Source organism: Kitasatospora sp. NPDC091257, from assembly GCF_044757675.1.
Lineage (GTDB): Bacteria > Actinomycetota > Actinomycetes > Streptomycetales > Streptomycetaceae > Kitasatospora > Kitasatospora lactacystinica.
The window spans coordinates 1-11008 of record NZ_JBIVVI010000149.1 but is presented as its reverse complement, the minus strand read 5'-3'; the positions used below and the strand labels follow the sequence as shown (position 1 = coordinate 11008).

Sequence of the window (11008 nt, the reverse complement as noted above, 5' to 3'; positions counted from 1 at the left end):
CGGGTCAGACGGAGAGCCGGCGCAGGGCCTCCTCGTGCAGCAGGCCGTTGGAGGCGACGGCGTCGGCGCCGCCGGGGCCGGGGACGCCGTCCAGGCCGGTGAAGCGGCCGCCGGCCTCCTCGACGATGATGCAGTTGGCCGCCATGTCCCACAGCGACAGCTCGGGCTCGGCGGCGATGTCGACGGCGCCCTCGGCGACCATCATGTAGGACCAGAAGTCACCGTACGCGCGGGTGCGCCAGCAGGCGCGGGTGAGGTCCAGGAACGGGTCGAGGCGGCCGCGCTCCTCCCAGCCGCTGAGCGAGGAGTAGGAGAAGGACGCGTCCTCGATCCGGGAGACACCGGAGACCTGCAGCCGGGAGGCCTTGGTCAGGCTGCGGCCGCCGAACGCGCCCAGGCCCTTGGCCGCCCACCAGCGGCGCTGCAGCGCGGGGGCGGAGACGATGCCGACCACCGGGCGCTCGACGCCGTCCGGGCCGTCCTCCAGCAGGGCGATCAGGGTGGCCCAGACCGGGACGCCGCGGATGTAGTTCTTGGTGCCGTCGATCGGGTCGATCACCCAGCGGCGCGGGCCCGAGCCCTGGAGACCGAACTCCTCGCCGAGGACGGCGTCGCGCGGACGGGCGCGCTGGAGCACGCTGCGCACGAGCTCCTCGGCGGCCTTGTCGGCGTCGCTCACCGGGGTGAGGTCGGGCTTGGTCTCGATCTTCAGGTCGAGGGCGCGGAAGCGATCCAGGGTGACCGAGTCGGCCGAGTCGGCGAGGACATGGGCGAGTCGGAGGTCGTCGTGGTAATCGGCCATGCCCGAAACCCTAGCGAGCCTCCCCGGATCGGCACAGCCGGGCTCGCGGAGCGGCCCGGAGCGGGTGCGGGCGCGCGCGGCCGTCCGGCGGCGCCGTGTCGGCTCCGCTCGTCGCTCCGCGTGCCGGGCGGCCGCTCCGCGTGCCGGGCCGCTCAGTGGGTCGTGCCGCTGAGTTGGAGGCCGATGACACCGGCGATCACCAGCGAGATCGAGACCAGCTTGAGCACCGAGGAGCTCTCGCCGAGGAAGAGCATGCCGTAGATCGCGGTGCCGGCCGCGCCGATGCCCGTCCACACCGCGTAGGCGGGGCCGACCGGAAGGGTCTTCAGCGAGAGGGTGAGCAGGCCGAAGCTGCCGAGGGCGAACACGCAGAAGCTGATGGTGGGCCAGAGCTTGGTGAAGCCCTCGCTGAGCTTGAGGTTGATCGCGAAGCCGGTCTCCAGCAGGCCGGCCAGGACCACCAGGGCCCATGCCATCGCGTGCCCTCCCTGTCGATCGACGGGCGGACCGCATACGGCCCGACTTTCCTATGATCGCCAGGTGGGCCCGCTCCGACACCTCGAACGGGCCACCAACCCCGCCGACGGGCCGCGGACGGCCGGACTCAGTCGGCCTCGCCGTCCTTGCTGGCCAGCAGACGGCGCAGCGAGTAGAGCCGGGCCGCCTCGGCGTGGCCCTCGGCGACCCAGGCGTCCAGCGCGCAGTCCGGCTCGTCGTGGCTGCACGCGCGCGGGCAGTCGACGGTGCCGGCCTCCAGGTCGGGGAAGGCGAGGATGACCCGGGACGGATCGATGTGCGAGAGGCCGAACGAGCGGAAGCCGGGGGTGTCGATCACCCAGCCGGGGTTCAGCGCCTTCTTCGAGCCGGGCTTGGCGCCGGGCGGCGGGGGCAAGCGCAGCGCCAGCGCGGAGACGGTGGTGTGCCGGCCGCGGCCGGTCACGGCGTTGACGTGCCCGGTCTGTCGCCGGCGGTCCGGGACGAGCGCGTTGACCAGGGTGGTCTTGCCGACGCCGGAGTGGCCGATGAAGACCGTGGACAGGCCGCGCAGGTGCTCCCGGACGGCCTCGGCGCCGGTGGTCTCCAGCTCGTCGCGGCGGGTGACCACGTACTCGATGCCCAGCGGCGCGTAGGTCTCCAGCAGCGTCGAGGCCGGGGCGAGGTCCGACTTGGTGAGCACCAGCAGCGGCTCCATGCCCGCGTCGTACGCCGCCACCAGGCAGCGGTCGATCAGCCGGGGGCGCGGCTCCGGATCGGCCAGGGCGGTGACGATGGCCAGCTGCTCGGCGTTGGCGACCACGATCCGCTCGTACGGGTCGTCGTCGTCCGCGGTGCGCCGCAGCACCGAGGTGCGCTCCTCGACCCGGACGATCCGGGCGAGGGTGTCGGCGTCCCCGGTGAGGTCGCCGACCAGGTTGACCACGTCGCCGACGACGACGCCCTTGCGGCCCAGCTCGCGGGCCTTCATGGCGACGACCTCGCGTTCCTGCTTCGTTCCCGGATCGACCAGGCAGGTGATCCGGCCGCGGTCGATGGTCAGCACCATCGCCTCGGCGGCGTCCTCGTGCTTGGGCCGGATCCGGGTCCGCGGCCGGGAGCCCCGGCGGGCGGGGCGGTTGCGGATGTCGTCCTCGTCGGCGTCCTTGCCGTAGCGGCGCATGTGCTCAGTCTCCGCTCAGGCGCCCGCCGCCGCTTCGCCGAGCAGCTCGGACCACATCCCGGGGAAGTCGGGCAGGGTCTTGGCGGTGGTGGCGACGTTCTCGACCTCGACGCCGGGCACGGCGAGGCCGAGCACGGCGGCGGCGGTGGCGAGGCGGTGGTCCTCGTAGGTGTGGAAGATGCCGCTGTGCAGCGGGCGCGGGCGGATCCGCAGGCCGTCCTCGGTCTCGGTGACGTCGCCGCCCAGGTCGTTGATCTCCTTGGCGAGCGCGGCGAGCCGGTCGGTCTCGTGCAGGCGCAGGTGGGCGATGCCGTACAGGTGGGACTCGGAGTCGGCCAGCGCGGCGACGGCGGCGATCACCGGGGTGAGCTCGCCGACGTCGTGCAGGTCGGCCTCGATGCCGTGGATCCGGCCGGTGCCGGTGAACTGCAGGCCCTCGTCGGTGAACTCGCAGGCGCCGCCCATCCGGGTGTAGATCTCGCGCAGCTGGTCCCCGGGCTGGGTGGTGTGCCTGGGCCAGTCCCGCACGGTGACCCGGCCGCCGGTGACCAGGGCGGCGGCGAAGAACGGCGCGGCGTTGGAGAGGTCCGGCTCGACCACCAGGTCGCGGCCGAGCAGGGCGCCGGGGGTGACCCGCCAGACGTCCTTCTCGCCGCCGTCCTCGGGGGCGTCGACCTGGGCGCCGGCCAGCCGCAGCATCTCCACGGTCATCCGGATGTGCGGCAGCGACGGGACCGGGCCGCCGACGTGGCGGACCTCGATGCCGTGGTTGTAGCGGGCCCCGGAGAGCAGCAGGGCGGAGACGAACTGGGACGAGGAGGAGGCGTCCAGCTCGACCGGGCCGCCGTCCAGCGAGCCGGTGCCGTGCACGGTGAGCGGGAAGGCGCCCCGGCCGCCGTCCTCGATCCGGGCGCCGAGCGCGCGCAGGGCGTTGATCACACCGTGCTGGGGGCGCTCGTAGCAGCGCGGGTCGCCGTCGAAGTGCACGGGGCCGTCGGCGAGGACGGCGAGCGGCGGCAGGAAGCGCATCACCGTGCCGGCGTTGCCGACGTCGACGGAGGCGGGGCCGAGCAGCGCGGGGGCGGGGATGACCCGCCAGGCCTCGCCGCCGCCGGTGCCGCCGGAGTCGTTGTTGACCTTCTCCTCGATGGTGACCCCGAGGGCGCGCAGGCCGTCGGCCATCAGCTGGGAGTCGCGGCTGCGCAGCGGGCGCCGCACCCAGCCCGGCCCGTCGGCGAGTGCCGCCAGCACCAGGGCCCGGTTGGTGACCGACTTGGAGCCGGGGATGGTGACGGTGGCGTCGACGGGGCTGGTCGCGACGGGGGCGGGCCACAGGGTCTCGGTCATGGGGCAAGTCTAGGGGCCGCGGCGGAAGCCCCCTCGTCGGTCGGGCGGCGGGACGCTCCGGCCGGCTACCGCAGCGGCTGGAGCAGCCAGGCGGCGCCGAGGCCGAGGCAGGCGAGGGCGACGAGCAGGAAGACGGCGACCCAGGCGAGGGCGGGGACGTGGGTGAGCCGGGCGAGCTGGTCGGCGTCGGAGTCGCGGGCCCAGCCGATCCGGCGCTGGTGCTGGAGCTCCAGGACGGGGCGGACGGCGCCGAAGAGCAGGAACCAGCAGCCGAGGTAGGCGAAGCCGGCCTGGACCTCGGCGCTGCCGAACCACGAGACCAGGAAGAAGGCGCCGCCGGCGACCAGCACGCTGAGGAAGCCGAAGGCGTTGCGGATGCGCAGCAGCAGGGCGAGCAGCAGCACGATCGCCAGCCAGAGCAGCAGGGTGATCCGGTCGGCGGCGAGCAGGGCGGCGCAGCCGAGGCCGAGCAGCGCGGGGGCGGTGTAGCCGGCGGCGGCGGTGAGGACCATGCCGGGGCCGGTGGGGCGGCCGTAGGAGAGGGTGAGCCCGGAGGTGTCCGAGTGCAGCCGGATGCCGGCCAGCTTGCGGCGGGTGACCACGGCGATCAGGCCGTGGCCGCCCTCGTGGGCGATGGTCACGGCGTTGCGGGCGACGTGCCAGAGCGGGCGGGCCAGGACGGTGAGCAGGGCGGCGGCGCCGGTGGCCAGGACCAGCCAGCCGGGTGGGGCGGCCTGGGTGCCGGTCACCTGGTTCCACAGGTCGCCGAGGGTCAGGTCGTTCGCGTTCATCGGTGTCTCCGCCTCCGTCCGCCGCACTGGGCCGTCGCGTTGGGCCGTTCGGGGCAGCCTCCCATGCGGGGACGGGCGGGAGGCGGCGGGTGGTTCTGGTCCGGGGATGAACACGTCGTGAGGACCGGTGGCATGGCAAGCTGGCCCGCATGTGCGGTCGGTTCGCAGCCAGCAGCAAGCCCGAGGACGTCGTCGAGCTGTTCGACGTCGAGCACTGGGATCCCGCGGAGACCCTGGACCCGAACTGGAACGTCGCGCCGACCAACAGCGCCTTCGTGGTGCTGGAGCGGCTGGGCGGGGAGCGGCCGCGGCCGGTGCGGCAGCTGCGGGTGCTGCGCTGGGGGCTGGTGCCGCAGTGGTCGAACTCCGCCGAGACGGCGGTGAAGATGATCAACGCCCGGTCGGACACGGTGCACGAGAAGCCCTCGTACCGGCAGGCCTTCGCCGCGCGCCGGTGCATCCTGCCGGTGGACGGCTACTACGAGTGGCAGACGGTGCCGGGGGAGCGCGGAAAGGCCCGCAAGAAGCCGTACTTCGTCTCCCGGGCCGACGGCACCCCGCTGGCGCTGGCCGGGCTGTACGAGTTCTGGCGCAACCGGGCGGTGCCGCCCGGGCACCCGGAGGCCTGGCTGGTGACGTTCACGATCGTCACCACGGACGCCGAGGAGTCGCTGGCGCCGATCCACGAGCGGATGCCGCTGTTCCTGGACCCGGGGGACTGGGACGCGTGGCTGGACCCGCGGCTGACCGACCCGGACGGGCTGCGCCGGCTGCTGGTGCCCCCGCCGCCGGGTGCGCTGCTGGCCACTCCGGTGTCGCCGGCGGTCGGCAGCATCCGCAACAACGGTCCGGAGCTCAAGGAGCCGTGGACCGAGGTCGAGTACGAGAGCACCCTGTTCTGAACCTTCCTGGAGTCACCGCGATGAGCACCACCGAACTGGTCCCCACCGAGGCCGGGGAGGCCCGGATCACCCACCACCGCGCCGAGCGGCCCGTGGTCGTGCTGGCGCTCGGCCACGGCGCGGGCGGCGGGATCGAGGCCCGGGACCTGGTGGCGCTGGCCGGGAAGCTGCCGGCCCGGGGGATCACCGTGGCGCTGGTCGAGCAGCCCTGGCGGGTGGCGGGCCGCAGGCTCGGCCCGGCGCCGAGGACACTGGACCTCGGCTGGCGGCCGGTGGCGGAGCGGCTGGCCGGGCAGGGCCTGCCGCTGGTGGTGGGCGGTCGCAGCGCCGGGGCGCGGGTGGCCTGCCGCACGGGCGCGGCGACCGGGGCGGTCGGGGTGGTGGCCCTGGCGTTCCCGCTGCACCCTCCGGGCAAGCCGGAGAAGAGCCGGGCCGGGGAGCTGCTGGAGTCCGCTCTGCCGACGCTGGTGGTGCAGAGCGCGGCGGACCCGTTCGGCGGGCCGGCGGAGTTCCCGGAGCTCCCGGCGGGGCACGAACTGGTGGCGGTGCCGTACGGCAGCCACGGCTTCGAGGTGCCCAAGCGGGCGCCGGTGGGGCAGGACGAGGTGCTGGACCTGATCTGTTCGTCGGTGGGGGACTGGGTGCTGCGGCTGCTGTGAGGCCGTGAGCGGGGAGTTTCCGCTCGATCACTCGTGCGAGCGAATGGTGCCCGGGGGCGGGAATGCGGCCGGGGCCGGTGTGGTTGTCGTGTCCGTCAGCACGAGTCACCGGTGTGAGAGGCAGGGCAGATGGGTTCGATCGCGTGCCCCGAGCGGCCTGAGGAGCGCGAGGCCACCACGGCGTTCGCCCCCTCGTGGTCGGAGTGGCTCGACGCGGGCGAGAAGCCCGTCAGCCCGATATCCTCCATTTCTGGGCGGCCCGCCGTGGGCCGTGCCCGTCATGCCGAGGAGGTGGGTCCGGTCGTCGGGACCGAGCACGAGGCCGATCCGGGCCGTGGCCCGGGCGACGCCCTGCCCGCGGGCGAGGCGCTCACCGGTGAGGAGCTGGCCGAGGCGATCGGTGAGGACACCTACCGGGTGTCGGCGGCGGAGAGCGAGGAGGCCCGGCGGGAGCGCTTCGAGCGCGACGCCCTGGGCTACCTGGATCCGATGTACTCGGCGGCGCTGCGCATGACGCGCAACCCGGCCGACGCGGAGGACCTGCTCCAGGAGGCGTTCGCCAAGGCGTACGCGTCCTTCCACCAGTTCCGCGAGGGCACGAACCTCAAGGCCTGGCTGTACCGCATCCTCACCAACACGTTCATCAACTCGTACCGCAAGAAGCAGCGGGAGCCCCAGCGCACCGCGGCGGAGGAGATCGAGGACTGGCAGCTGGCCCGGGCCGAGTCGCACATGTCGACCGGTCTGCGCTCGGCCGAGACCCAGGCGCTCGACCACCTTCCCGACAGTGATGTGAAGGACGCGCTCCAGGCCATCCCGGAGGAATTCCGGATCGCCGTCTATCTCGCGGACGTAGAAGGCTTTGCGTACAAGGAGATCGCGGACATCATGGGTACTCCCATCGGTACGGTGATGTCCCGGCTGCACCGCGGCCGTCGTCAGCTGCGCGGCATGCTGGAGGATTACGCCCGTGAGCGCGGGCTGGTCCCGGCCGGCAGCGGGGCAGGGCAGGAAGCGAAGGGCTCGGGCTCATGAGCTGCGGCGATCCGCACGAAACCGAGTGTGGCGAGGTCCTCGACCACCTCTATGAATTCCTCGACAACGAGATGCCCGAGGGCGACTGCGCAAAGTTGCGCGTCCACTTCGAGGAGTGCTCGCCCTGCCTGAAGCAGTATGGGCTGGAGCAGGCGATCAAGGCGCTGATCAAGCGTTCCTGCGGGTGCGACGACACCCCGACCGACCTGCGCAGCAAGGTGCTGGCCAGGATCGACTCGATCCGGGCCGGGCAGCGCTCGGGCGAGCAGGTGGTGGTCGCGGTGGAGACCACCGTCGAGGTGCACGCCGAGTCGGCCCGTCCGGCGCCCGGGCTGGGCGGGGCGGCCGAGCGGGAGTCCACGGAGCGCCCCGGCGCGCCGGTCGAGGCCGGCGCCCAGGCGGAGTGACGGCCCCCTGGCGAACGCCCGCGCGGCGAACGTCCGTGCGACGGACGGGCGGGTGGTCGACCGCCGGGAGCGGTGGTCCGCCGGCCCGCCGGTGAGGGCGGGGTGGGCGGTTCGCGCAGGTCGGGCAAGGAGTACCAGCGGCCCCGGGAGTGTGTGCTCCCGGGGCCGCTCCCGTTCCGCTCGCACGCGCCCTCACTCGTTCGAGTGAGTTGGCGGTGCGCCAACTGCGCCGTTGCGCCATCATGCGTCCCCATGTCCGGACGGCGGCCTATTCTCCTGACGGACACTCACCGTCGGTCCGCCCGACGCGTTGAGGCAAGACGGGGTCCGTACGGCGGGGAGGTCGAGATCGCTACCGACTGTGGAGGATCGACCCTGCCGCGAGGGGCGGCGCGCTACCTGGTGGCCGTCCCGGTGGCGGCGCTGTGCTGCCTGGTGCCGCTGCTGCCCGCCGCGGCCGTCCCCGGGGTGCCGCACTGGCTGGGCGCTCCGGTGGACTGGCCCAAGGTCGGGCTGCTGGCCTTCCTGCACGGCTGCTGGGAGTCCCTGGCCCAGGGCCTGCCCACGCCCTGCCTGGTGCTGGTGCGCCGGCTGCTGCACCGGCCCGCGCTGCCCGAGCGGACGCCGGCCCGGCCCGGGGTGAACGCCTTCTTCCCGGTGCTGTTCGCCGGGGTGCTGATGCTCCCGCCGTCCGCCGCCGCCCTGGTCGCCGCCCCGGCCGCGCTGCTCGGCGGCCCGAACGGGCGCGGCTGCCGCCCGCGCCAGCTGTTCAACGGCTCCCAGCTCGCGCTGTGCGCCTTCGCCTCCTCGGCCGCCTTCCACCTGCTGCACGGCCCGCAGCTGCTGCTCGGCTCCCGCTTCCCGGCCGCGCTGCTGCCGGGATTCGCCGCCGTCGCGGTGTTCTGCCTGGTCAACGGGGTGGTGGTGGGCGTCATGCTGATGCTCGGCGAGGGGCGCCGCCCCGGGGTGCTGCTGCGCGGGGCGCGCGCGGTGTGCGGGCTGCCGGTGCTGGTGCACGCGGCCGGCGGGCTGATGGTCGCGGTGCTCTGGCAGGGCCCGTACGGCGCGTTCGCGGCGCTGCTCGCCCTGCTGCCGCTGTCCATCTCGGCCTGGGTGTTCGCCCAGGGCCAGCGCGAGCGCGACGCGCACCAGGCCACCGTTCAGTCGCTGGTGCAGGCCGTGGAGATCAAGGACTCCTACACCCGGGGCCACAGCGAACGGGTCGGCCGGGCCTCGGTGCTGATCGCCACTCAGCTCGGCATGGAGGCCGAGCGGCTGCGCACCCTGCGCTTCGCCGGCATCCTGCACGACGTCGGCAAGCTCGGGGTGGCCACCGAACTGCTGCGCAGAAACGGTCCCCTCACCGAGGCGGAGCGCCGGGCGGTGGAGATCCACCCGGTGTACGGGTACGAGCTGGTGCGCGGGATCGACTTCCTCGGCGAGGCGCACGCCGGAATCCTGCACCACCACGAGCGGATGGACGGCCGGGGCTACCCGAGCGGGCTGGCCGGCGAGCGGATCCCCGAGTTCGCCCGGATCATCTCGGTCGCCGACGCCTTCGACTCGATGACCTCCACCCGGTCCTACCGGCGCGGCCGCCCGGTCGGCGAGGCGGTCACGGAGCTGGAGCGCTGCTCGGGCAGCCAGTTCGACCCGGTGATGGTGCGGGCGCTGATCGACGCGCTGGCCGGGCACGACTGGCAGCCGGTGGTGCACTCCGAGGACGGCATCGAGGCGGTGCCGGACATCCCGCTCGGGGTGCCCGAGCCGGTCCGGGCGGCGCCGGGCCGGGTGCCGCCCCAGGGCGGGAGCGTCCCCGCGGCCGGGCAGCCGTGAGGGCCCCCGGGCGCGCGGCTTCCGGGCGTGCGGTGCTCGGAGCGGGGGCGTTCGGGCGTGCGGTGTGCGGAGCGGGGGCGTTCGGGCCCCGGGCGCTGCGGCGGGTGCTCCTCGGCCGCACGCCCTGCGGGCGCACCGCGCGCGCGGTGCACGCGGTGGCCGCCGTGCTGCTGGCGCTCGCGCTGGGCGCCGTCGCCGTGCGCGGGGTCGCGGAGCCCGGGGTCGTGCTGGCGTTCACCGCGCTGATCGCGCTCGGCGAGTGCGTCCGGATCACCCTTCCGGGGGATCGGGAGCAGGCGCCCATCGGGGCGGCCGGCGCGCTGGCGTACGCGCTGCTCGGGCCGCTGCGCGGAGTGCCGACCGCGCACGGGACGCTCCAGGTGGTCGCGGTGACCGGGGCCGGTCTGCTGCTGGGCTGGCTGGCCTGCCTCGTCCTGCCGCGCCGCGTCCTGCCGGGCGGCCCCGGCCGTCCGCACGGCCGTCCGCCCTGGGCCGACCCGGCCCGCCGCGACGGCGCCGCCCGCCGGCTGCTCGCCGTCGGCTTCGCGGCCGCCGTCTTCCAGCCGCTCTACAACGGCGGCGCGGTCGACCGCTTCTCGCCCGAGGGCCCGGCGTACGGGGCGTTCCTGACCGCCGTCGCCGCGCTGGCCGCGCTCTGCGACGCGACCCTGGCGGCGCTGCTGCGCCGCTCCGGCGGCGGGCTGCGGTTCCCGGCGGCGCTGGAGGACGAGCTGCGCTCGCTGTTCGGCATCGGCTCGGCGATCGTCGCCACCGGGATGCTGGTCAGCCTCGCGGCGGGCGAGGTCGGGCTGTGGGCGCTGCCGCTGTTCTGCACCCCGCTGCTGCTCGCCCAGGTGTCCTTCCGGCGCGCCGCCGCCGTGCGGGCCACCACCGGGCAGACCATCGCCAGCCTCGCCCGGGCCACCGAGGTGGCCGGCTACACCCCGCACGGGCACGCGCGCCGGGTCGCGGACACGGCGTGCGCGCTGGGCCGCGAGCTGGGTATGGGCACCCGCGAGCTCGCCCTGTTGGAGTACGCCGCGCTGATGCACGACGTCGGCCAGCTCTCCCTGGTCGAACCGGTTCCGGACGGCGCCACCGCCCTGCTGCCGTACGCCGAGCAGCAGCGGATCGCCCGCCTCGGCAGCGAGGTGATCAGCCGCACCGGAGTGCCCCGGCAGGTCGCCGAGCAGGTCGCCCGGCTGGCCGACCCGTACACCGGACCCGCCCCCGGCGAGGGGCCGGTGCCGCTCGCGTCCCGGATCATCCGGGTCGCCAACGCCCACGACGACCTGCTCACGTCGGCCCGCGGCCGGGGCGTCGGCGAGGCCGTCGGGCGGCTGGAGGCCCTGGAGGTGCTGCGGCTGGGCCGCGGCCGGGTCTACGACCCCCGCGTGGTGGACGCCCTCGCCAGGGTGGGCGGCCAGGCCCGTCGCTGAGGGGCGGGCCCGGGCGCGCGGGGCTCGCACGGTACGGGCCGTGCGCCGCCGTCGCGGGACCGGGAAAACCGGGTTCCGGCCGTCAGGGGTTGAGCGGGTGGGATCGGACGGGCAGGCTGGGGAGGGGCGGACC

At 74.8% G+C, this 11008-nt stretch carries 11 protein-coding genes; 6 read left to right on the top strand and 5 right to left on the bottom strand.

Annotation, left to right across the window (positions count from 1 at the left end):
* Nucleotides 1-4 precede the first annotated feature (4 nt).
* The 5 genes from hisN to ACIQOV_RS09855 form a co-directional block, all read right to left on the bottom strand.
* Nucleotides 5-802 (bottom strand): histidinol-phosphatase, encoded by a 798-nt coding sequence (gene hisN, locus ACIQOV_RS09875; protein ID WP_380540004.1) that lies wholly within the window; start codon nucleotides 800-802, stop codon nucleotides 5-7.
* Between the two features lie 152 nt (nucleotides 803-954).
* Entirely contained in the window at nucleotides 955-1278 is a 324-nt protein-coding gene (locus ACIQOV_RS09870; RefSeq protein ID WP_359908425.1) for a multidrug efflux SMR transporter, read from the bottom strand.
* 128 nt (nucleotides 1279-1406) lie between these two features.
* On the bottom strand, nucleotides 1407-2459 hold the full coding sequence (rsgA, locus tag ACIQOV_RS09865; protein ID WP_359908428.1) for a ribosome small subunit-dependent GTPase A: 1053 nt from the start codon (nucleotides 2457-2459) through the stop codon (nucleotides 1407-1409).
* A gap of 15 nt (nucleotides 2460-2474) precedes the next feature.
* The gene (gene aroA, locus ACIQOV_RS09860) at nucleotides 2475-3806 is read right to left on the bottom strand and encodes a 3-phosphoshikimate 1-carboxyvinyltransferase (protein WP_359908431.1); all 1332 of its coding nucleotides are present in this window, start codon (nucleotides 3804-3806) and stop codon (nucleotides 2475-2477) included.
* Between the two features lie 65 nt (nucleotides 3807-3871).
* Entirely contained in the window at nucleotides 3872-4597 is a 726-nt protein-coding gene (locus ACIQOV_RS09855) for a M50 family metallopeptidase (protein ID WP_401046897.1), read from the bottom strand.
* A 149-nt stretch (nucleotides 4598-4746) separates the two neighbouring features.
* Here ACIQOV_RS09855 and ACIQOV_RS09850 point away from each other — a divergent pair, with 149 nt between their 5' ends.
* From ACIQOV_RS09850 to ACIQOV_RS09825, 6 genes are all read left to right on the top strand, one after another.
* Nucleotides 4747-5499 (top strand): SOS response-associated peptidase, encoded by a 753-nt coding sequence (locus ACIQOV_RS09850; protein WP_401046894.1) that lies wholly within the window; start codon nucleotides 4747-4749, stop codon nucleotides 5497-5499.
* 20 nt (nucleotides 5500-5519) lie between these two features.
* The gene (locus tag ACIQOV_RS09845) at nucleotides 5520-6158 is read left to right on the top strand and encodes an alpha/beta family hydrolase (protein WP_401046892.1); all 639 of its coding nucleotides are present in this window, start codon (nucleotides 5520-5522) and stop codon (nucleotides 6156-6158) included.
* Nucleotides 6159-6542: 384 nt separating this feature from the next.
* A complete protein-coding gene (locus ACIQOV_RS09840) occupies nucleotides 6543-7193 on the top strand; it encodes a sigma-70 family RNA polymerase sigma factor (protein ID WP_401046905.1) in 651 nt (216 codons plus the stop codon).
* Nucleotides 7190-7600: a mycothiol system anti-sigma-R factor gene (rsrA, locus tag ACIQOV_RS09835; protein WP_401046889.1), complete on the top strand. Its 411-nt coding sequence runs from the start codon at nucleotides 7190-7192 to the stop codon at nucleotides 7598-7600. The genes ACIQOV_RS09840 and rsrA overlap by 4 nt, the downstream gene beginning before the upstream one ends.
* A 402-nt stretch (nucleotides 7601-8002) precedes the next feature.
* Nucleotides 8003-9436, top strand: coding sequence for an HD-GYP domain-containing protein (locus ACIQOV_RS09830; RefSeq protein WP_401046887.1), 1434 nt, complete (start codon nucleotides 8003-8005; stop codon nucleotides 9434-9436).
* Between the two features lie 104 nt (nucleotides 9437-9540).
* Nucleotides 9541-10875 carry an HD-GYP domain-containing protein gene (locus ACIQOV_RS09825; protein WP_401046902.1) on the top strand — a complete coding sequence of 445 codons (1335 nt, stop codon included), beginning with the start codon at nucleotides 9541-9543 and terminating at the stop codon, nucleotides 10873-10875.
* The last annotated feature ends 133 nt before the right edge of the window (nucleotides 10876-11008 follow it).

Excerpts from the sequence above, each read along its gene's own strand:
- ACIQOV_RS09870 (WP_359908425.1), bottom strand. The coding sequence starts at position 1,278 with ATGGCATGGGCCCTGGTGGTCCTGGCCGGCCTGCTGGAGACCGGCTTC.
- rsgA (WP_359908428.1), bottom strand. The coding sequence starts at position 2,459 with ATGCGCCGCTACGGCAAGGACGCCGACGAGGACGACATCCGCAACCGC.
- ACIQOV_RS09845 (WP_401046892.1), top strand. The coding sequence starts at position 5,520 with ATGAGCACCACCGAACTGGTCCCCACCGAGGCCGGGGAGGCCCGGATC.
- aroA (WP_359908431.1), bottom strand. The coding sequence starts at position 3,806 with ATGACCGAGACCCTGTGGCCCGCCCCCGTCGCGACCAGCCCCGTCGAC.
- rsrA (WP_401046889.1), top strand. The coding sequence starts at position 7,190 with ATGAGCTGCGGCGATCCGCACGAAACCGAGTGTGGCGAGGTCCTCGAC.
- ACIQOV_RS09855 (WP_401046897.1), bottom strand. The coding sequence starts at position 4,597 with ATGAACGCGAACGACCTGACCCTCGGCGACCTGTGGAACCAGGTGACC.
- ACIQOV_RS09850 (WP_401046894.1), top strand. The coding sequence starts at position 4,747 with ATGTGCGGTCGGTTCGCAGCCAGCAGCAAGCCCGAGGACGTCGTCGAG.
- hisN (WP_380540004.1), bottom strand. The coding sequence starts at position 802 with ATGGCCGATTACCACGACGACCTCCGACTCGCCCATGTCCTCGCCGAC.